The sequence below is a fragment of the Streptomyces sp. NPDC087440 genome (genome assembly GCF_044744005.1).
GTDB lineage: Bacteria > Actinomycetota > Actinomycetes > Streptomycetales > Streptomycetaceae > Streptomyces.
The window spans coordinates 36,282-56,789 of the sequence record NZ_JBIUXN010000037.1 but is presented as its reverse complement, the minus strand read 5'-3'; the positions used below and the strand labels follow the sequence as shown (position 1 = coordinate 56,789).

The following is a 20,508-nucleotide window of genomic DNA, read 5'->3' as shown; positions in this document are numbered from 1 at the left end:
CGGGACGGGCGGGCAAGGGGGCGGCCCCTCCCGCTCCCGGCCCGCCCGGGTGCCGCCCCTGGCCCAGCCCCGACACCGGGTGCACGTCACCGCCAGGGCCCCGGGCCGCCTCCCGGTGCCGGACAGGCGCAGCTCTGCCCCGCCGGGGCAAGGGGGTCCCCAGCCCCGCCCCTTCACCTAAACCCGCGGGGCCATTGCACGGTTCCGTGCGGGTGCGTGGGTGGCTGGTCGCGCAGTTCCCCGCGCCCCTGAAGGGGCGCCCAGCGCGGCGGTGCCGCGCAGCGAGACAGCCCCGCGCCCGTGACGGGGCGGTCAGCCCTGTTCGCCGCGGCCGTAGATGCGGCCCGTCTCCTCCGCCTGCGCGATCCGCCTCAGCGACCCGAACATCGCGTCGCCCAGCATCATCCCGATCACCACCCCCTCCAGCACGTCGTCCCGCGCCCCCAGCCCCCGCACGTACGACAGGTCCGCCTCCGCCACCTTCTCCGCCGCCTCCGCGTACGCGTCCAGCGCCACCGCGAAGTCCTCGTGGCCCAGGCGTTCCGCCTCCGTCAGCGTGCGGGCGAGAGCGTCGCCGTCGGGGTGGCCCGGGGGGACGTACCAGCCCCGGCGCTCCCCCAGCGCGGCCACCGACGCGCGGGCCGCGTCCGAGGGTTCGCCGCTGCCGACCAGGGTCGGTGCCGCCACCGTCCCGGCCACCTCCCCCATCAGCTTGAACACCGGCTGCGACGTGTCGTCCACCACCGCCAGGATCTCCGCGATCCGGGCCAGCGACAGGCCGCCCACGCCCAGCATCGAGCGGATCAGGCGCAGCCGCCGCTCGTGGCCGTCCCCGTACGACGCCTGGTTCGGGCTGGTCAACTCCCCTGCCGGGAGCAGCCCTTCACGGACGTAGAACTTGATCGTGGGGACCGACACCCCGGTCCTGCGGCTCAACTCGCCTATGCGCACTGCCTGTTCACCTTTCGGTCCGAGGAAGGGCCTTGCCAACTCACGGGCACGGATGGATAGTTTAGCTATCCGATAGCGGTTAGTGCCACTATCCATTCCTTGTTGGGGGTCTCTCATGCCTGCCGCCTGGCGTACCTGGCACCGTCCTCTGGTGGTCTTCTCGATCCTGATGATCGCCTCCACCGTATTAACCGGCATCGGGCTGGTGGTCGACGACCGCACGGTCCTCGGCTCGCCGGTCTGGTTCAAGCCGTTCAAGTTCTCCGTGTCGTTCGCCGCGTACGGTCTTTCGCTGGCCTGGATGCTGTCGCTGCTGCCCCAGGGGCGGGCGGCCACGGTCGGGAAGTGGGCCGGCGTGGTCGTCACCGTCGCGAGTCTCGGCGAGATGGTGCTGATAGCGGGGCAGGCCGCCCGCGGCAGGCGCAGCCACTTCAACCTCGAAACCGGCTTCGACGCCGCCGTGTTCGCCGCCATGGGCCTCACCGTGGTGGTGCTGTGGCTGGGGAGTCTGGTGATAGCCGTACTCCTGCTGCGGGCGAAGATCCTGGAGCGTGCGACCTCCCTGGCCGTGAAGGCGGGTGCGGTGCTCGCCCTCGCCGGGACCGGGCTCGGCTTCCTGATGACGCAGCCCACCGATGCCCAGCTGAAGGCCGGGATCACCGACACCGCCGGGGCGCACGGGGTCGGCGTCGCCGACGGCGGCCCGGCCATGCCGGTGACCGGCTGGGCCACCACCGGCGGCGACCTGCGCATACCGCACTTCGTCGGCATGCACTCGCTGCAACTGCTGCCACTGCTGGCTCTGTTGCTCCTCGCGCTGGCTCCGCGCGTCGCCCGGCTCGCCGACCCCGTCGTCCGGCTGCGGCTGACCGCCGTCGCCGCCGCCTCGTACGCGGCGCTCCTCGGCCTGGTCACCTGGCAGGCCCTGCGCGGGCAGGCGCTCGTGAGCCCGGACGCCACGACGCTCGTCGCGGCGGGCGTGCTGGTGGCCGCGACCGCCGCCGGTGTGCTGCTCGCGCTGCGCGCCCGGCCCGTACACCGTCAGCGGCCCGATCAGCCGGGCCGGCACGACAAGGAGCTCGCGGCATGACCGGCTTCCTCTTCGACCTCAGCTTCTACCTGGCCGCCCCCGTCTGGCTGTTGATGGTCTTCGCCCCGCGCTGGGCGTGGACCGTGCGGATCGCGCGGTCGCCGTACACCGTGCTGCCGATCCTCGCCGTGTACCTGGGCCTGGCGGTCCCGGTCCTCCCGGAACTGTGGGCGGCCGTGAGCGGCCCGAGCCTGGACGGGTTCCGCGAGCTGACGGTCCTGGCGAACGGCGCCGGGGCGATCTGGGCGCAGGTCATCGCCTGGGACCTCTTGATCGGGCAGTGGATGTTCCTTCAGGCGCGGCGGATGGGGCTGCACCCGCTGGTGACGGGCCCGTTGCTGGTCCTCACCGTCCTGCTGTCGCCCTTCGGAGTGCTTGTCCTGCTCGCCGTCCGGGCGGTCCACTCGGCCCGTACGGCCAAGGACCGGCCGGAAGCGGTCCGTATCTCCGCCTAGTACGGAAGGCCCTTCGGGGCAGGCGGGTGAGAAACCCGGACGGCGACACCAATCCGCGGGTCCCCGGTCTCCGAATATCCGGTGGGACCGTGGGGAGCCGACCGCCCGCCCCGCCGCCAGCGAAGGAAACCCGCGTGAAAGAAGCCGTCCACGTCCAAGGGACGCCCGCCCCGGGGCCCGACGGGCTCCAGGAGCTCATCGGCCGGGTGGCCAGGGGCGACCAGGAGGCCTTCGGCCGGGTGTACGACCTGGTCAGCGGGCCGGTACTGGGACTGGTGCGCAGTGTGCTGCGCGATCCGGCGCAGTCCGAAGAGGTCGCCCAGGAGGTGCTGGTGGAGGTGTGGCGCACCGCCGCCCGCTACCAGCCGTCCCGGGGCAGCGGCATGACCTGGGTCCTCACCCTCGCGCACCGCCGCGCCGTCGACCGGGTGCGGTCCGCGCAGGCGTCCGCCGACCGCGAGCAGCGGGCCGCACTGCTCGACCGCACCCCCGCGTACGACGAGGTGACCGAGCAGGTCGAGGCCCGGCTGGAGCGCGAGCAGGTGCGCCGCTGTCTGCGCACCCTCACCGAGCTGCAACGCCAGTCGGTGACCCTCGCGTACTACCGCGGCCTCGCCTACCGGGAGGTCGCCGAACTCCTCTCCGTACCCCTGGGGACGGTCAAGACCCGTATGCGCGACGGACTGATCCGGCTGCGCGACTGCCTGGGAGTGGGCGCATGAGCACCGCCGAACTGCACACGCTGACCGGGGCCTACGCGCTGCACGCGCTCCCCGAGGACGAGCGCCTCGCCTTCGAACACCACCTGGCCGACTGCCCCTCCTGCGCCCAGGAAGTGGCCGAACTCGCCGCCACCGCCGCCCGGTTGGGTCGCGCGATGACCGAGAACCCGCCGGAGCGGATGAAGGCGGAGGTGCTGCGCCGCATCACCACCGAGCGCCAGGAGGGTCCGTTGACGGTACGTCAGGGGCGGGTGCGGGGAAGGTACGGGCGGGCCGCGACCCGCTTCGCCCTCGCCGCGTGCCTGGCCGCTGCGGCCGCCTTCGGCGGGATCGCCGTCTGGCAGCACCAGGTGGCCCAGGACGCCCAGCAGCAGGCACAGGCCGCGCAGCAGCAGACCGAGGCACTGGCGGCGGTCCTCGCCGCGCCGGACGCGAAGGCGTCCACCGGCAGGGTCGGGGCCGGGGCCTCGGCGACGGTGGTCGTCTCGCGCAGCCGCGACCGGGCCGCGTTCGTGGCCTCCGGCATGCCCACTCCCCCGGCGGGCAAGGTCTACCAGCTCTGGTTCAACGACGCCGGGACGATGCGCTCGGCGGGCCTGATGGACCCGGCGGCCTCCACCGGCGCGGTCCTGCTCAACGGCCCGGTCGGCAAGGCCTCCGGCATGGGCATCACCGTGGAGCCGACCGGCGGCTCGCCCGCACCCACCTCCGACCCCGTCGCCCTCATGGAGTTCCCCGCATGACCCGCACCACCCGCGAGGCTTCTGTCGCCGTCGCCCTGTTCACCTCCGACCTGCGCATCCACGACCAGCCCGTGCTGCGGGCGGCGCTGCGCGGGGCGGACGAGGTGGTTCCGCTGTTCGTGCTGGACGACGGGGTGCGGCGGACCGGCTTCACCGCGCCGAACCGGCGGGCCTTCCTCGCCGACTGCCTGGCCGACCTGGACGCCGCCCTGCGCGAACGCGGGGGACGCCTGGTGATCCGTACCGGAGATGTCGTCGACGAGGTGGCCCGCCTGGTCGCCGAGACGGGCGCGGTGGCGGTGCACGTGGCGGGCGGGGTCAGCGGATACGCCCAGCGTCGCGAGGAGCGGCTGCGCGAGGCGCTCGCCGGGCAGGGGTGCGGGCTGACCGTCCACGACGCGGTGGTCACGGTGCTGCCGCCGGGGGCGGAGGTGCCGTCCGGTTCCGGGCGTGATCACTTCGCCGTGTTCACTCCGTATCACCGCAGGTGGGAGGCGGCCGAGCCGCGTGCGGTGCTGGCAGCGCCCAGGGTGGTGCGGGTGCCGGAGTGGGTGGCGGGCGACCCGCTGCCCGCCCGGGACGCGGTGCGGGACACCTCGCCGGGGCTGGCCCAAGGCGGCGAGCGGGCGGGCCGCAAGCGGCTCTCCGGGTGGCTGGCCCAGGACGTCGCGGCGTACGAGGACCGCCACGACGACCTGCCGGGCGACGCCACCAGCCGCCTCTCTCCCTTCTTGCACTTCGGCGCGCTCTCGCCGGTGGAGGTGGTGCACCGGGCGCGGCAGAAGGGGGATGCGGGGGCGCAGGCGTTCGTACGGCAGTTGGCCTGGCGGGACTTCCACCACCAGGTCCTCGCCGCGCGACCGGCGGCCGCGTGGAGCGACTACCGCGACCGGCACGATCGCTGGCGTGCGAACGCCCGGGAGATCGAGGCCTGGAAGGCGGGGCTGACCGGCTATCCGGTCGTCGACGCGGCGATGCGGCAGCTCGCGCACGAGGGGTGGATGCACAACCGGGGGCGTCTGCTGGTCGCCAGCTTCCTGACCAAGACGCTGTACGTGGACTGGCGGGTCGGCGCCCGGCACTTCCTGTCCCTCCTGGTCGACGGGGACGTGGCGAACAACCAGCTCAACTGGCAGTGGGCGGCGGGCACGGGCACCGACACCCGCCCCAACCGCATCCTCAACCCCCTCGCCCAGGCCAAGCGGTTCGACCCGCACGGGGATTACGTCCGCAGGTGGGTGCCGGAACTGGCCTCCGTGCCGGGGTCGTCCGTCCACCAGCCCTGGCACTTCGAGGGGCGGGCCCGCCTCGACTATCCCGACCCGATCGTGGACCTGGCGGAGGGCCGGGCCCGCTTCGAGTCGGCCCGCGGCTGAACGTGCGGGGCGGTTTGGTCTCGGTCCTGTGCGGGGGCGTGGTGGTCTCTGTCCTGTGCGGGTGCGTCGTGGTCTCGGTCCTGTGCAGGTGCGTCGTGGCTGGTCGCGCAGTTCCCCGCGCCCCTGATGGCATGCCCTCCGGGCAGCCATCCCCGCGCCCTACCGCGACGCATCCCTCAGCAGCACCGGGCACTTCCCCTCCCTCAGCTCAAAGTGCCACAGCTCGTTCGCATAGATCTGGCACAGCCCGTACCGCGCCCCCTCCCTGATCAGCCACCGATCCGCATCCGCCGACCCGATGTCGATCGCCCGCCCCGTCACATGCTGCGACCCGTCCGGCGTCTCCACGAACTTCCGTGCCTCCGCCAGGCTCCCGTACTTCTCCACGCCCTCGTCGAGCAGCCGCTGCTGGTACCCCCTGCTGCGCCACCCCGACGTCACGAAGAAGTCGACCCCCTCCTCCTTGGCGTCCTTCGCCGCCGCCTGCACCGCCTTCAGCAGCGCCGGGTCCAGTCGGCGCAGCGCGGCGTGCCCGGTGTCGAAGGGGGTGAGCTGGCGGGCCGAGGGTATGGACCCGTCGCCCGTGTCCGCCGCGCCGTCACCGTTGGGCGCGCCGGGATTCGCCGGTGGGACACCGGGGTCCGTGCGCCGGGGCGGGGCCGCGACCGCCTCCTCCCGCGCCCCCGTACCGTCCCCGGAGCCTCCCGTGAGGGCCACCGCCCCGGTCACGCCCAGCGCCGCCACCAGGGCCAGCCCGCCGGCCACCGCCCAGCCCGTCGCCGACCCCCTCCGCCCGGTTTCCCGCATGGTGCCCTCCGTCGATCCGTCGTCGTATGCCTCCATGTCGTCAGTGCAGTCGTGCCGGTGTTGTCGGGACGTTTCGGATTCCCGATACGTTTTCGATAGGCCCGGTGTCGTTGAATGGCCCGGAGCGCGCAGACCGAGGAAAGGCCGCCGATGCGGGTGCTGATTGTCGAGGACGAGCCGTATCTCGCGGAGGCGGTGCAGGCGGGGCTGCGCCTGGAGGCCATCGCCTCCGACATCGCGGGCGACGGCGACACGGCCCTGGAGCGCCTCGACGTGCACACGTACGACGTGGTCGTCCTGGACCGCGACATCCCCGGCACGCACGGCGACGACGTGTGCCGCACGATCGTGGCGCGCGGTCTCGGCTGCCGGGTGCTGATGCTGACGGCGGCGGCGCACCTGGACGAGAAGGTCACCGGGTTCGAGCTCGGCGCGGACGACTACCTCACCAAGCCCTTCGACCTGAAGGAACTGGTCGTACGCCTGCGCTCGCTGGCGCGCCGTCCCAAGGAGAGCACGCCGCCGGTGCTGGAGTGCGGGGACCTGCGGCTGGATCCGTTCCGGCGGGAAGTGTTCCGGGCGGGCCGCTACATCTCGCTCACCCGCAAGCAGTTCGCGGTGCTGGAGGTGCTGATGGCCGCCCGGGGCGGGGTGGTCAGCGCGGAGCTGCTGCTGGAGAAGGCGTGGGACGAGAACGCCGACCCGTTCACCAATGCCGTACGCATCACCATCTCGACCCTGCGCAAGCGGCTCGGCCGCCCGTGGGCCATCCACACGGTGCCCGGCGTCGGCTACCGGCTCGGTGAGGGCGTCGACCCCGCCGCCTGACCACCGCCCGCCCCCTGATCGCCGCCCGCCCCCTGACCACCGCCCCGCCCGTGATCACTTCCTCGGTGCCCACGGGAAGAACCCGTTCGTCCGCGCCGCGTACTCCCGAAACCCCGGCCGCTGCGCCATGCTCCGCTCCAGCAGCCGTTTCCCGCTCCCCCAGATCAGCAGGTAGCTCATCACCAGCGGCCCGACCACGGTCAGCCCCGCCACTCCCCAACTCCCGGCCGCGACAAGGAAGATGCCCCACCAGACGCAGAAGTCGCCGAAGTAGTTGGGGTGCCGGGTCAGGGACCACAGGCCCCGGTCCATGATCTTCCCCTTGTTCGCGGGGTCGGCCTTGAACCGGGCCATCTGCCGGTCGCCGACCGCCTCGAAGTACAGGCCCACGGCCCACAGCGCACATCCGGCCCAGCCGACCCACCCGATCGCCCCGGGCGCGTACATCCCCGCCTGCACCGGCAGCGACACCAGCCACACCAGGGCCCCTTGGAGCAGGTACACCATCCGGAACGCGTACCGGTTCCGCCGCCCCTCGGGGGCCTTGCTCAGCATCTTCTCGTAGCGCGGGTCCTCGCCGTGCCCGCGGCCGCGCCACGCGATGTGCAGCGCGAGCCGCAGGCCCCACACACAGGTCAGGGCCAGGATCACCAGCCGCCGCCCGTCGTCGCCGGCCGAAGCGCCGGAGACGACGTACGAGACGGCCGCGACCGCCGCGAACCCCACCCCCCACGCCGCGTCGACCACCCGGTGCAGCCCGATCCGTACGGCGATCGCGAACGTCACCAGCATCACGGCGAGCGCCGCCCCCGCCGCCCAGCCGAGTCCCGCCGCCCAGTCGCCCCACGGAAATCCGTTCATGCGTACCGCTCCTCCTCGTCGACCCCGCTGTGCCCGTGCGCGTCCTGCCGCACCGCGAGGATCTGGTCCACGCCCATCCGTCCCTCCGCGAACGCCAGCGCGCCCCCGACCAGGTACAGCCGCCACACCCGTGCGACCTCCTCGCCGACCAGCGCGACGAAGTCCGGCCAGCGGTCCTCCAGCGTCCGGTGCCAGGCTGCGACCGTGCGGACGTAGTGCTCGCGCAGCGACTGCACGTGCCGCACTTCGAGGCCCGCGCCCTCCAGGAGGGTGACGGTCTCGCCGAGGGGCCGCATGTGCATGTCGGGTGCGATGTACGACTCGATGAACGCACCGCCCCCGGGTGCGACCCGGCCGCGCGACATCTGCTGCACGAGCAGCCTGCCGCGCGGGCGCAGCATCGTGTGCAACTGCCGGGCGAATCCGGGGTATTCGGCGTCGCCGACGTGTTCGCCCATCTCCACGGTCGCCACCGCGTCGTACGTCCCGTGCCCGTCGGCGATGTCCCGGTAGTGGCGGCACCGCACCTCCACCCGGTCGCCGAGCCCGCGTGCGGCCACCTGCTCGCGCACGTGCGCGGCCTGTTCGGCGGCGAGGGTGACGGCGGTGACGTGCACCCCGTGTTTCTCGGCGGCGTACAGCGTCAGCGAACCCCAGCCGCAGCCGACGTCGAGCAGGCGGGCTCCGGGCTCCAGCCGCAGCTTGCGGCAGATCAGCTCCAGTTTGTCGCGCTGGGCGTCGACGGCCCCATAGCCGTCCTCGGTGCTGGTCCAGTAGCCGCAGGAGTACGCCATCGTCTCGTCGAGGAGCAGGGAGTAGAAGGCGTTGGAGAGGTCGTAGTGGTGGCTGATGGCGGCCCGGTCGCGGCTCTTGCTGTGCAGGGTGCCGCCGAGCCGGGCCTCCGACCGGGGCACGGGCGGCCGGGGTCCGACCGCACCGATCCGCAGTGCCGTACGGGCGGCCCGCGCCCGGTCTGTGACGCTCAGCCTCGGCGGCCGCAGCCGTTGGGCGCGGAAGGCCTCCCAGATCCGGCCGAGGCCGTCCGCGAGGTCGCCGTCCACGTCGAGGGCGCCGGTGACGTAGGCGCGGGCGAGCCCGAGTTCGCCGGGCTGCCACAGCAGGTGGCGCAGCGCCCGCCGCGACCTGAGGACCACCACAGGACCGTCCCCCTGCGGTCCGGCCTCGCTGCCGTCCCAGGCGCGCAGCCGCAGCGGGAGCGGCCCGCCAAGCAGGTGCTGCGCCTCGTCGGCGAGCCGTCCGGCGACTCCTGTGCCCTTCATCGGGTGCCCTTTCCGGTGAGCTGCAACTGCCGTACGTCGAGGTATCCGGAGCGGAACCCGGCCTCCGAGTAGGCGAGGTAGAACGACCACATGCGGCGGAACGTGGTGTCGAAGCCGAGGGCCTCCACCTCGTCCGCGCGGGCCTCGAAGCGGGCCCGCCACAGCCGCAGCGTCTCCGCGTAGTGCACGCCGAAGCCGTCGTCGCGGGTGACGGTGAGCCCGGTGTGCGCGGCGGTGGTGCGCTCGACGGCCTCCACCGAGGGGATCAGGCCGCCCGGGAAGACGTACTTCTGGATCCAGGTGTACGTCGTGCTGCTGGCCCGCAGCCGGTCGTCGGGCATGGTGATCGCCTGGAGCGCGATCTTCCCGCCGGGGGCGAGACGGCGCTCCAGGGTGGCGAAGTAGGCGGGCCAGAACTCCTCGCCGACGGCCTCGATCATCTCGACGCTGACGACGGCGTCGTAGGTGCCCTCGACCTTGCGGTAGTCGCGCAGCAGGACGGTGACCCGGTCGGCGAACCCGGCGTCCGCGATGCGCCGCAGGGCCAGCTCGCGCTGCTCGACGGAGAGGGTGACGGTGGTGACGCGGGCGCCGCGCGCAGCCGCCCGGATCGCCAACTCGCCCCACCCGGTGCCGATTTCGAGGACCTCGCTGCCGTCCTTCACCTCGGCCAGGTCGAGGAGGCGGTCGATCTTGCGGTGCTGGGCGGCCGGCAGCAGCTCGTGGGTGGCGGGGAAGGTGCGGAAGACGGCGGAGGAGTAGGTGAGGGTGTCGTCGAGGAAGAGGGAGAAGAGGTCGTTGGAGAGGTCGTAGTGGTGGCTGATGTTGTCGCGGGTGTTCTCGACGGTGTTGCGGCGGGCCTGCGGCTGCTTCACCGCCCAGACGCCGCGCAGGCGTTGGAGGGCGGGCGGCACCAGGGTGGCCGCGTTGTCGGCGAGTACGGTGAGCACGCCGACCAGGTCCTCGGCCGTCCACTCGCCCGCCATGTACGCCTCGCCGAAGCCGATCAGGCCGCCCGCGCCGATCCGCCGGTACAGGGCGGCCGGGTCGTACACCCGCATCACGGGCCCGCCGGTGCCCAGTGTCTTCCCGCCCCGGAACTTCACCGTCAGCGGCAGCCCGGCCAGCGCGTGCCGCACGATGCCCCGGGCGACGGCGGTGCGGGCCGCGGACGCCTTCGGCAGCCGGGCGACGTCGGGCCAGCGGGCGGCGTCCACGGGGTGGGCCACCGCGGGAAGCGGGGCGGCTCCGGCGGGACGGGCCGACGGGGATACGGACACGCTCATTGGACACCCTCCTGGGGTTGATGACGGGGACGGGGCCGCACCGGCAGCCCGCGCAGGAACAGCAGGACGCCGTGCACCCGGATCGCGGCGGACACCGCGAGGGTGGACAGGGGGTGGCGGACCGCAATGCGCAGCAGTGCGCCCGTGGTGGCGGGCCTGCGGACGCCGCGCACGGTCGCGGTGAAGGGGCGGCCGCCGTCGCGCTCCAACTGGATGGTCACGCCCAGCCGTTCGCCGGGTTCGGGCAGCCGCATCCGGTAGTCGCCGTCGACCGGGAAGAACGGCGAGACGTAGAACTCCTTTGCCACGCGGGTAAGTTGACCGGCATCGCCGCCGGTCCGCAACAGGTAGCAGTGGCGTTCGCCGTACGTGTTGTGGACCTCGGCGACCACGCACTGCAGCTCGCCGCCGGGCCCGTGGCACCAGTACAGGGTGAGCGGGTTGAAGACGTACCCGAGGACGCGGGCGTGGCCGAGCATGGTGACCCTGCCGCCCTCCAGGTCGATGCCGCGGGCGGCGAGGAAGGACTCCAGTCCGGCGCGGATGGTGGGTGCGGTGCCGCCGAAGTGGTCGCGTGCGTCGAACCGGGCCAACGACCGCACCGCGCGCGGCAGTCGGGGCGGCGCGTCGGGGTCGACGTACCACAGGTAGGTGCGGTGGCGGACGGTGTGGCGCAGGGGGGCGGTGCGGGCGTGCGCGACGGTGCACAGGTAGAGGGCGGGGGCGTCCGCCCGGGTCGCGGCTCCGGTGCGTATCACCAGTCCACCCCCAGTGCGGCGGCCGCGTCGACGCCGGAGCGGCAGCCGTCCTCGTGGAAGCCCCAGCCGTGGTACGCCCCGGCGTAGACGGTGGTGGGGGTGTTGAGGGTGGGCAACTCGGCCTGGGCGGCGACGGATTCGGGTGTGTAGACGGGGTGTTCGTACACCATGCGGGCCACGACGCGCTCCGGGTCGACGAGGTCCTCGCCGCCGAGGGTGACGACGTACCGCTCGGGGGAGTCCAGGCGCTGGAGGCGGTTCATGTCGTAACTGACGCGGACCCGGTCGGAGCCCGAGGTGCACGAGGGCATCAGGTAGTTCCAGGACGCGCGGGCGCGCGGGCTGCGCGGCAGGACGCGGGTGTCGGTGTGCAGGAGGGTCGGGTTGCGGGAGTAGCGGAACGCGCCGAGCACTCGGCGTTCGGCCTCGGTGGCGTCGGCGAGCAGCCGCAGTGCCTGGTCGGGGTGGACGGCGACGACGACGCGGTCGTACGGGAGGGTGGTGCCGTCCTCGCCGGTGACCTCGACGCCGTCGGCGTGGCGGCGCAGGGCCCGTACGGGGGTGGCGGTGTGCACGGCGTGGAGCTGCTTGGCGGCCCGTTCGACGTACTCCCGCGACCCGCCGACGACGGTCCGCCAGGCGGGCGAGCCGCCGACGGACAGCATCCCGTGGTGGGCCAGGAACCGGAACAGGTAGCGGGCCGGGTAGCGCAGCGAGGTGGCCGGGTCGCAGGACCAGACGGCGGAGACGAGCGGGGTGAGGAAGTGCGCGACGAAGTACGCGGAGAAGCGCCCGCGCCGCACGAACTCCCCCAGCGTCAGCCCTCCATGCCCCTCCTGCTCCATCAACTGCCGTGCCCGGCGGTGGAAGAGCGGCACTTCGGCGAGCATCCGCAGGTAGGCGGGCCGGGCGGCGTTGCGCGGCTGCGCGAACAGACCGCCCGGCCCGCGCGCTCCGGCGTACTCCAGACCGCAGCCCTCGCACCGTACGGACATGCTCATCTCGGACTCCTGGGTCGCCACCCCGAGTTCCCCGAAGAGCCTCAGCAGATGCGGGTACGTACGCCTGTTGTGGACGATGAACCCGGAGTCGACCCGGTGGACGCGCCCGTCGGCGGACGGCACGTCGTGGGTGTGGGCGTGCCCGCCGAGGCGGGGCTCGGCGTCGTACAGGGTGACGTGGTGCGCGCGGGAGAGGACGTGTGCGGCGGTGAGTCCGGCGACACCGCCACCGATCACGGCGGTCCGCACCCCTCGCCCCGACCACGCTGACCCCTGTGACCCCTGTGACCCCGCCCCAGCGCCTGACATAAGTCCTCCTCCTGTCTACGGCTCGCACCCCTTCTTCGTAGCCGAGGGCCCGGTGGATTGGTCCGCCCCCCGAAAGAATGAAGAGAACCTTTCGACCAATCCGGCCACCCCTCCCGCCCCGAACCTCTTGCGTGAGCGGAAAAGCACGCACCATCGCAAACGCGGCCGGCGGTCTCATCGCCGCCTTCGCGTCGCTGTGCACCGCCGAACTGGCGGCCGCGGCGGTACGACCCGAGGCCGGACCGGTGACGGCGGTGGGCGGTGCGGTCGTGGACCGCACCCCCGCCGCGGTGAAGGACTTCGCGGTCCGCACCTTCGGCACCGCCGACAAGCTGGTCCTCCAGCTGGGCATCCTGGCGCTGCTGGCGGTGTTCGCGCTGGCGGTCGGGCTCCTGTCGGCCCGCCACCGCCGCATCGCGGCCCTGCTCGTCTTCGCCTTCGGCGCCCTCGGCGCCTGGGCGGCGGTGTCCCGCCCGGAGGGCCTCCCCCTGGACGCACTGCCGTCACTGCTGGGCGGGGCGGCGGGCACGGGGGTGCTGCTCCTGCTCACCTCACAGCGGGTCGCCGGACGGACACCCGCCCCCAAGCCGGGCACGCGCCCGTCTCCCGCGGCTGAGGAGACGGACACGGAGCCCTGGGCCGGACCGGACGCCACCCCGGGGAACGTGGGCTCCCCGGACTCGGCCCCGGCCCGGTCCGAGGCGGCCGGGAGCACGTGGGAGGAACACCTCCCGGCCGCCGCCACCCACGAGCGGGCGCGGGACTCCACGGACCCCGCCTCCACTCACCCCGAAACCCCTCAACCCCGCAACATGCACCCCCACGGAACCCCCACACCCGGCCCCGCTCCGGCCCACCCCGACGCCGCCGGCCCGGCCCACCCCGATCCCGCCAGCCCGTGGGCGCGGGTTCCGCCAGGGGCGGAACGGGCGGGCACGGGCGGAACGGCTCAGCACCGGACGCGCCCCCCTGGCCCGCCCGCACCCCTCGACGCCGCCCAGCCCTCGCCGCCGCCCCTGCCCGCCGCCTCGGAGCCGAGCCGTACCGACGCTCCCGAAGGCACCGGTGCCACCGACCACCCCGACACCCCCGACACCCCCGCAGGCAGCACCCCGGCCGGGCAGCCGCCCACCCCCCACCCCTTCAACCGGCGCGCCTTCGTCCTCACCGCCACCACCACCCTCGCCGCATCGGCCGGCGCAGGCCTCCTCGGCCGCCACCTGAACTCCGGCCGCCAGGCCGACGCCGCCGCGGCCCGCAGCCGCATCACCCTCCCCTCCCCCGCCGACCCGGCCCGTCCGGTCCCCGCAGGAGCCGAGCTCCGCGTCCCCGGCCTGAGCCCCCTGACCACCCCCAACCGCGACTTCTACCGCGTCGACACCGCCCTGGTGGTGCCCCGCCCCGACCCCGCCCGCTGGCGCCTCACCCTGCACGGCCTCGGCATCGCCAAGTCCCTCACGTACACCTACGAAGACCTTCTCCGCCGCCCCCTGATCGAGCGCGACATCACCCTGACCTGCGTCTCCAACCAGGTCGGCGGCCCGTACGTCGGCAACGCCCGCTGGCTGGGCGTCCGCCTCGCCGACCTGCTGCGCGAGGCGGGGGTGCGACCGCCGTCGCAGGGCGGCCCCGCCGACCAGCTGGTCGCCCGCTCGGTCGACGGCATGACGCTCGGCTCACCCGTCGAGACGGTGCTGGACGGCCGCGACGCCCTCCTCGCCGTCGGCATGAACGGCGAGCCCCTCCCCTTCGACCACGGCTTCCCGGTACGGATGCTCGTCCCCGGTCTGTACGGCTACGTATCGGCCTGCAAATGGCTCCGCGACCTCGAACTCACCACCTTCGACGCGTTCGACGCGTACTGGGTGCGCCGCGACTGGGCCCGCGAGGCGCCGATCAAGACGCAGTCGCGGATCGACACCCCGCGCCCGTTCGCCTCGCCGAAGGCGGGCCGGGTGATGGTCGCCGGGGTGGCGTGGGCGCAGCACCGGGGGATCGCCCGGGTCGAGGTCCGGGTGGACGGCGGCCCCTGGCAGGACGCCTCGCTCGCCGCCGAGAACGGCCGCGACACCTGGCGGCAGTGGAGCTGGCCGTGGCAGGCCGCTCCCGGAAACCACTCCCTCGAAGTCCGCGCGACGGACCGCGAGGGCGACACCCAGACGGAGCGCCGGGTCGGGACGGTCCCCGACGGCGCGACGGGCCTGCACTCGGTGGTGGTCGCCGTGACCTGACACCCCCACCCCCGAACCACACCCCACAACCCACACCCCCCAACTCACGCACCACTCAAGGAGAACGCCATGAGCACCACCCGCACCGCCTTCGCCCGCCGCGCCGCCCTCGCCGTCTCCGCGGCCGCGCTCCTGCCCCTCGCCCTGACCGGCTGCTCGGACGGCGGCAAGTCCTCCGACACCGCAGGCTCCAAGGCGACCCCCACGAAGGAGGCCAGCATGGCCTCCACCCCGTCCGACGCGACCGCGATGAGCGGCCCCTTCGGCCCGGCCTGTGCGGGCGTCCCGAAGGAGGGCGCAGGCAGCTTCGACGGCATGGCCAAGGACCCGGTGGCCACCGCCGCGTCGCACAACCCGGCCCTGTCGACCCTGGTCACCGCCGTGAAGAAGGCGGGCCTGGTCGACACCCTCAACAACGCCCAGAACATCACGGTGTTCGCCCCGACCAACGACGCCTTCGCCAAGCTCCCCAAGGCCGACCTGGACGCGGTCCTCGCCGACAAGGCCAAGCTGACCAGCATCCTCACCTACCACGTGGTCGGCCAGAAGCTGGCCCCGAAGCAGCTGGAGGCGGGCACCTACCCGACCCTCCAGAAGTCCACCCTGACCACGGCAGGCTCCGGCGAGTCCTACAAGGTCAACAACGCCTCGTCGGTGGTCTGCGGCAACGTCCCCACCGCCAACGCCACGGTCTACATCGTCGACACGGTCCTGATGCCGAAGGCCTGACCCCCCGCCCGTACGCTCGCCCCATGGACTACCAGGACCACTCAACTCCCGGGGCGAGCAGGGCAATCGGCACGATCGTCGGCTCCGCGGTCGGCGACGCACTGGGCGCGCCCTTCGAGTTCCAGCTCGGGGGCGCGTTCCGTGCGCGGTTCGGCGACGGTACGGGCGAGATGTGCGGCGGTGGCGGCTGGGACCCGGGCGAGGCCACCGACGACACCCAAATGGCCGTCCTGGTCGGCCAATCGCTCCTCGCCCGCTCCGGCCTCGACCTGCCCGACGTCTTCGCCCGCTTCCAGCGCTGGGCGGTGTCCGACCCCAAGGACATCGGCCTCCAGACCGAGGACGTCCTCACCAACGGCCACCCCTGGGACCTGGCCGCCGCGATCCACTTCCAGGTGAACATGTACGCGGCGGGCAACGGCTCCCTGATGCGCGCGGCCACCTCGGCGGTGTACTTCGCCCGCACGGAGCGTCGTACGAGCATGGACGCGGCCCGCCGTATCGCCGCCCTGACGCACGGCGACCGGGCGGCCTGGGAGGGCACGGCGATCTTCCACGACCTGATCCGTACGGCCCTGACCTCGAAGGACACCACCCCCGCCACCATCCTGGAGGCCGTACCCGCCGCCCTCGCCGAGGTCCACCCTGACCACCGCGACCGCTGGGCGACGGTCCTGGCCCCGGACTGGCACCCGGGCCTGGCCACGGAGTTCAACGGCGCGGTCTGGCCCTGCCTCGGCTCGGCCCTCTGGGCCCTGCGCACGACGTCCACCTTCGAGGACGCCCTCGCCGAGGCCATCGACCTGGGCGGCGACACGGACACGGTGGCAGCCGTCACCGGCGCCCTCGCGGGCGCCGCCTACGGTCCCACCGCCATCCCACCCCGCTGGACAACCCCCCTCCACGTCCCCCTCCCCGGCTCCGCCACCGCCCCCCTGCACCTCCCCGACCTCCACCACCTGGCCCTCTCCCTCTGGCAAGCGCCCCTCTAGGGGCGCGAGGAACTGCGCGAGCAACCACGAATCATCCGCACGCAAACCGTGCAATTGCCCCGCGGGTTGAGGTGAAGGGGCGGGGCTGGGGCCCCTTGCCCAGGCGCGGCAAGCCCGAACGCACCCGACGCCGGGATACGGGCCGGGGCCCGGGACGCGCACAGGGCCCGCCCGGGACCACGACCCACGGAGCCCCCGGAGGCACCCCCACCCCGCCCCCATACCCTTGCCCCACCATGACCCGCAGACCCCGCCCCCGCACCACACCCCCCTCCCCGCTCCCCCAGCACCTCGGCATCGCCCCCGTCCACTTGAAGCTCCCGCCCGCGCAGGACGACACCCCGCCCACCGTCCACGCCTACCTCCTCGAACGGCTCGCCGCCGCCGGCCCCGCCACCATCGACCGCATGCTCGCCGCCGGCGCCTTCGTCACCGCCGACGGCACCCCGCTCCCCCCGGACGCCCCCTACACCCCCGGCCTCCACCTCTGGTTCCACCGCGACCTCCCGCCGGAGCCCCCCGTCCCGTACCCGATCGATGTCGTCCACCGGGACGACCGCATCCTGGTCGCCGACAAGCCGCACTTCCTGGCCACCACCCCCCGCGGCACCCACATCACGCAGACCGCACTCGCCCGCCTGCGCCACGACCTGGACCTCCCCGACCTCACCCCGGCGCACCGCCTGGACCGGCTCACCGCAGGCCTGGTCCTCTTCGTGGTCGACCCGACGGCCCGGGGCGCGTACCAGAACCTCTTCCGCGACCGCCATGTCCACAAGGAGTACGAGGCGTTGGCCGCGTACGAACCGGGCCTCGCCCTCCCCCGCACCCTCCGCAGCCGCATCGAGAAGACCCCCGGCATCATCGCCGCCCGCGAAGTCCCGGGCGAGCCCAACAGCGAGAGCCGCGTCGAACTCCTCGACCAGCAGGGCACGTTGGCCCGCTACCGCCTCATCCCGCACACCGGCCGCACCCACCAGCTCCGCGTCCACATGAACGCCCTGGGCCTCCCGATCCTCGGCGACCCCTACTTCCCCACCCTCACCGACCCGGCCCCGGACGATTTCACGAAACCCCTCCAACTCCTCGCCCGCTCACTGGAGTTCACCGACCCTTTCACGGGCATCCAGCACCGCTTCGCGTCCCGCCGCACCCTCCAGGCCTGGACCGACCCCCAGGGCTGGGCCACCGGCCCATGACGAAGGGCCCCGGCCGGAATGATCCCGGCCGGGGCCCCACCGCGCAGACGCGTCAGCCCACCGAGCTGTACGCCACCACGCCCCGCAACACCGCGTCCACGGCCTTGCGCGCGTTCTTCGCCACCGTGCTGCCCCCGCTCGACGCGGGAGCCGCCGCCGCGACCTGCCCGAGCACGTCGATGACCTGCTTGCACCAGCGCACGAAGTCACCGGCGGGCATCTCCGCCTCCCGCAGCACCTCGTCGAGCCCCTTGCCGGAGGCCCACATGTACACCGCCCAGGCGAACCCGAGGTCGGGCTCGCGCTGGCCGACGCCCTCGGTCTGGTTGATCCGGTGGTCCTCCTCCAGGGCGTCCAGCCGCCCCCAGATGCGGACCATCTCGCCGAGCGCCTCCTTGGCCGCCCCGCCCGGAACCTTGGGCGCCACCGCGTCGTCCGACTGCCTGGCCTCGTACACCAACGCCGAGACGCACGCGGCCAGTTCGGCGGGGCTCAGGCCCTCCCACACACCGTCGCGCAGACACTCCGACGCCAGCAGGTCCAGCTCCCCGTACAACCGGGCCAGCCGCTTCCCGTGCTCGGTGGCCTCGTCGCCGCGCAGGTAGTCCAGCTCGGTCAGCAGCGCGTAGATGCGGTCGAAGGTGCGGGCGATGGTGTTCGTCCGGCCCTCGATGCGCTGCTCCAACTGCCGTGTGTCGCGCTGGAGCCGGTAGTACCGCTCCGCCCACCGGGCGTGGTCCTCACGCTCGTCGCACCCGTGACAGGGGTGGGCGCGCAGCGCGGTCCGCAGCCGGGCGATCTCCCGGTCGTCGGCCGCCGCCGCCCGCCCCTTGCGGTGCCGCTCGGGCGCGATGTGCCCTGCCTTGGTCCGCAACTGCGACGCCAGGTCACGGCGCGACTGCGGCGATCTCGGATTGAACGACTTCGGGATGCGCATCCGCTCCAGCGCCTCCACCGGCACCGGGAAGTCGATCTCCGCGAGCCGCTTGACCTGCCGTTCGGCGGTGAGCACCAGCGGGCGCGGCCCGTCGTGGTGCTCGAAGCCCCGCCGGTGACCGTTGGTGCGCCCCGCCGGAACACCGGGGTCCAGCACGAGCGCCAGCCCCGCGAACTTCCCCGTCGGCACGTGGATCACGTCGCCGACCTTCAGCTTCTCCAGCGAGTCGGCCGCCGCCGCCCGCCGCTGCGCGGCGCCCTGCTTGGCCAGCTCGGTCTCGCGGTCCTTGAGGCCGCGGCGCATGGCCGCGTACTCCTCGAAGTCCCCGAGGTGGCAGGTCATGCCCTGCTGGTAGCCCTCCAGGCCCTCCTCGTTGCGCTGCACCTGCTTGGAGATGCCGACGACCGACTTGTCCGCCTGGAACTGTGCGAACGACGTCTCCAGCAGCTCTCTGGAGCGGTGCCGCCCGAACTGCTGCACCAGGTTGACCGCCATGTTGTACGACGGCTTGAAGCTGGAGCGCAGCGGATACGTACGCGTCCCCGCCAGCCCCGCCAGGGCCTGCGGGTCCATGCCGCGCTGCCACAGCACCGCCGCATGCCCCTCGACGTCGATGCCCCGGCGTCCGGCCCGTCCGGTGAGCTGCGTGTACTCGCCGGGGGTGATGTCGGCGTGCTGCTCGCCGTTCCACTTGACCAGCTTCTCCAGCACCACCGACCTGGCCGGCATGTTGATGCCGAGCGCGAGGGTCTCCGTCGCGAAGACCGCCTTCACCAGGCCCTTCACGAACAGCTCCTCGACGACCTCCTTGAAGGTCGGCAGCATGCCCGCGTGGTGCGCGGCGATGCCCCGCTCCAGGCCCTCCAGCCACTCGTAGTACCCGAGTACGTGCAGGTCCTCGCCGGGGATCGACGCGGTGCGCTCCTCGACGATCTCGCGGACCTTCTGCCGGGCGTCCTCGTCGTTGAGCCGCAGCCCCGCGTACAGGCACTGCTGGACGGCGGCCTCGCAGCCGGCCCGGCTGAAGATGAACGTGATCGCGGGCAGCAGCCCCGCGGAGTCCAGGCGCTCGATGACCTCGGGGCGGCCCGGCGTCCAGATCCGGGTGCGCTGGCGGCGCTCGCGCTCCCGGTCGGCCTCGCGGACCATCTTGCCCTTGCGGCGGTCGCGCGGGTTGTACGTCTTCTGGTTCTCCATGCGGGCCATGCGCAGCAGGTCGGGGTTGACCTCGCGGCGGCCGCCGCGCCCGTCGTCGGACTCCTCGAAGAGGTCGTACATCTTGCGCCCGGCCAGCACGTGCTGCCACAACGGCACGGGGCGGTGCTCGGAGACGATGACCTCGGTGTCGCCGCGCACGGTGTCCAGCCAGTCGCCGAACTCCTCCGCGTTGGACACGGTCGCCGACAGCGACACCAGCGTCACCGACTCGGGAAGGTGGATGATCACCTCTTCCCAGACGGCGCCCCGGAAGCGGTCGGAGAGGTAGTGCACCTCGTCCATGACCACGTACGCCAGGCCCAGCAGCGACTGGGAGCCCGCGTAGAGCATGTTGCGCAGCACCTCGGTGGTCATGACGACCACGGGCGCGTCGGAGTTGACGCTGTTGTCACCGGTCAGCAGCCCGACCTTGTCGGCGCCGTAGCGCTTCACGAGGTCCTGGTACTTCTGGTTGGACAGCGCCTTGATGGGCGTGGTGTAGAAGCACTTGCCGCCCTGCGTGAGGGCGAGGTGCACGGCGAATTCGCCGACGATCGTCTTGCCCGAGCCCGTGGGCGCCGCGACCAGTACGCCCTTGCCCGCCTCCAGCGCCTCGCAGGCCTCGATCTGGAACGGGTCCAGGTCGAAGTCGTACATGGCGCGGAACGGGTGGAGCGCGGTGGCCTCCTCGGCGGCGCGGATGCGGGAGGCGGCGTATCGCTCGGCTGGTGAGAGGTCCTCTGTCATCTTGTCTTC

At 73.1% G+C, this 20,508-nt stretch carries 18 protein-coding genes; 10 read left to right on the top strand and 8 right to left on the bottom strand.

Translation table 11 applies throughout. The features are described from left to right. Window positions 1-312: 312 nt before the first annotated feature. Window positions 313-951, bottom strand: a complete 639-nt coding sequence (locus ACIO3O_RS41475; protein WP_401755793.1) for a MerR family transcriptional regulator — start codon at window positions 949-951, stop codon at window positions 313-315. Window positions 952-1,120: 169 nt separating this feature from the next. Between ACIO3O_RS41475 and ACIO3O_RS41470 the strand changes: the two genes are divergently transcribed. The 5 genes from ACIO3O_RS41470 to ACIO3O_RS41450 all read left to right on the top strand — a co-directional run bounded on the left by ACIO3O_RS41470 (window position 1,121) and on the right by ACIO3O_RS41450 (window position 5,337). Then, window positions 1,121-2,041, top strand: coding sequence for a hypothetical protein (locus tag ACIO3O_RS41470; RefSeq protein WP_401755799.1), 921 nt, complete (start codon window positions 1,121-1,123; stop codon window positions 2,039-2,041). Beyond that, the gene (locus ACIO3O_RS41465; RefSeq protein ID WP_401755790.1) at window positions 2,038-2,496 is read left to right on the top strand and encodes an ABA4-like family protein; all 459 of its coding nucleotides are present in this window, start codon (window positions 2,038-2,040) and stop codon (window positions 2,494-2,496) included. The genes ACIO3O_RS41470 and ACIO3O_RS41465 overlap by 4 nt, the downstream gene beginning before the upstream one ends. Before the next feature lie 134 nt (window positions 2,497-2,630). Next, window positions 2,631-3,218 carry a sigma-70 family RNA polymerase sigma factor gene (locus ACIO3O_RS41460; protein WP_401755787.1) on the top strand — a complete coding sequence of 196 codons (588 nt, stop codon included), beginning with the start codon at window positions 2,631-2,633 and terminating at the stop codon, window positions 3,216-3,218. Beyond that, window positions 3,215-3,961 carry an anti-sigma factor domain-containing protein gene (locus ACIO3O_RS41455; RefSeq protein ID WP_401755785.1) on the top strand — a complete coding sequence of 249 codons (747 nt, stop codon included), beginning with the start codon at window positions 3,215-3,217 and terminating at the stop codon, window positions 3,959-3,961. The genes ACIO3O_RS41460 and ACIO3O_RS41455 overlap by 4 nt, the downstream gene beginning before the upstream one ends. After that, entirely contained in the window at window positions 3,958-5,337 is a 1,380-nt protein-coding gene (locus ACIO3O_RS41450; RefSeq protein WP_401755782.1) for a cryptochrome/photolyase family protein, read from the top strand. Before ACIO3O_RS41455 ends, ACIO3O_RS41450 begins: the two co-directional genes overlap by 4 nt. A 159-nt stretch (window positions 5,338-5,496) precedes the next feature. Here the strand turns inward: ACIO3O_RS41450 and ACIO3O_RS41445 are convergent, their stop codons facing one another. Beyond that, window positions 5,497-6,180, bottom strand: a complete 684-nt coding sequence (locus tag ACIO3O_RS41445) for a M15 family metallopeptidase (protein ID WP_401755779.1) — start codon at window positions 6,178-6,180, stop codon at window positions 5,497-5,499. A gap of 114 nt (window positions 6,181-6,294) precedes the next feature. Here ACIO3O_RS41445 and ACIO3O_RS41440 point away from each other — a divergent pair, with 114 nt between their 5' ends. Further along, on the top strand, window positions 6,295-6,972 hold the full coding sequence (locus tag ACIO3O_RS41440; protein WP_401755776.1) for a response regulator transcription factor: 678 nt from the start codon (window positions 6,295-6,297) through the stop codon (window positions 6,970-6,972). 54 nt (window positions 6,973-7,026) lie between these two features. On the opposite strand, the gene ACIO3O_RS41435 is transcribed toward ACIO3O_RS41440, so the two are convergent. Genes ACIO3O_RS41435 through ACIO3O_RS41415 form a run of 5 tightly spaced genes read right to left on the bottom strand, consistent with a single transcriptional unit; the run spans window position 7,027 to window position 12,467 of the window. Then, window positions 7,027-7,833, bottom strand: coding sequence for a DUF1295 domain-containing protein (locus tag ACIO3O_RS41435; protein ID WP_401755773.1), 807 nt, complete (start codon window positions 7,831-7,833; stop codon window positions 7,027-7,029). After that, complete coding sequence (locus ACIO3O_RS41430) at window positions 7,830-9,113, bottom strand: class I SAM-dependent methyltransferase (protein WP_401755770.1); 1,284 nt, start codon at window positions 9,111-9,113, stop codon at window positions 7,830-7,832. Before ACIO3O_RS41430 ends, ACIO3O_RS41435 begins: the two co-directional genes overlap by 4 nt. Beyond that, on the bottom strand, window positions 9,110-10,399 hold the full coding sequence (locus tag ACIO3O_RS41425) for a class I SAM-dependent methyltransferase (protein ID WP_401755767.1): 1,290 nt from the start codon (window positions 10,397-10,399) through the stop codon (window positions 9,110-9,112). Before ACIO3O_RS41425 ends, ACIO3O_RS41430 begins: the two co-directional genes overlap by 4 nt. After that, on the bottom strand, window positions 10,396-11,154 hold the full coding sequence (locus ACIO3O_RS41420; protein WP_401755796.1) for a DUF1365 domain-containing protein: 759 nt from the start codon (window positions 11,152-11,154) through the stop codon (window positions 10,396-10,398). The genes ACIO3O_RS41425 and ACIO3O_RS41420 overlap by 4 nt, the downstream gene beginning before the upstream one ends. Beyond that, window positions 11,154-12,467 carry an NAD(P)/FAD-dependent oxidoreductase gene (locus ACIO3O_RS41415; RefSeq protein WP_401755764.1) on the bottom strand — a complete coding sequence of 438 codons (1,314 nt, stop codon included), beginning with the start codon at window positions 12,465-12,467 and terminating at the stop codon, window positions 11,154-11,156. The genes ACIO3O_RS41420 and ACIO3O_RS41415 overlap by 1 nt, the downstream gene beginning before the upstream one ends. Before the next feature lie 131 nt (window positions 12,468-12,598). Here ACIO3O_RS41415 and ACIO3O_RS41410 point away from each other — a divergent pair, with 131 nt between their 5' ends. The 4 genes from ACIO3O_RS41410 to ACIO3O_RS41395 all read left to right on the top strand — a co-directional run bounded on the left by ACIO3O_RS41410 (window position 12,599) and on the right by ACIO3O_RS41395 (window position 17,618). After that, window positions 12,599-14,698, top strand: coding sequence for a molybdopterin-dependent oxidoreductase (locus ACIO3O_RS41410; RefSeq protein WP_401755761.1), 2,100 nt, complete (start codon window positions 12,599-12,601; stop codon window positions 14,696-14,698). Window positions 14,699-14,767: 69 nt separating this feature from the next. Further along, window positions 14,768-15,427 (top strand): fasciclin domain-containing protein, encoded by a 660-nt coding sequence (locus ACIO3O_RS41405; protein ID WP_401755758.1) that lies wholly within the window; start codon window positions 14,768-14,770, stop codon window positions 15,425-15,427. A gap of 23 nt (window positions 15,428-15,450) precedes the next feature. Beyond that, the gene (locus ACIO3O_RS41400) at window positions 15,451-16,419 is read left to right on the top strand and encodes an ADP-ribosylglycohydrolase family protein (protein WP_401755755.1); all 969 of its coding nucleotides are present in this window, start codon (window positions 15,451-15,453) and stop codon (window positions 16,417-16,419) included. 236 nt (window positions 16,420-16,655) lie between these two features. Next, the gene (locus ACIO3O_RS41395; protein WP_401755752.1) at window positions 16,656-17,618 is read left to right on the top strand and encodes a pseudouridine synthase; all 963 of its coding nucleotides are present in this window, start codon (window positions 16,656-16,658) and stop codon (window positions 17,616-17,618) included. 52 nt (window positions 17,619-17,670) lie between these two features. Here ACIO3O_RS41395 and ACIO3O_RS41390 read toward each other — a convergent pair whose 3' ends face one another. After that, window positions 17,671-20,499 carry a DEAD/DEAH box helicase gene (locus ACIO3O_RS41390; RefSeq protein WP_401755750.1) on the bottom strand — a complete coding sequence of 943 codons (2,829 nt, stop codon included), beginning with the start codon at window positions 20,497-20,499 and terminating at the stop codon, window positions 17,671-17,673. Between the last annotated feature and the right edge of the window lie 9 nt (window positions 20,500-20,508).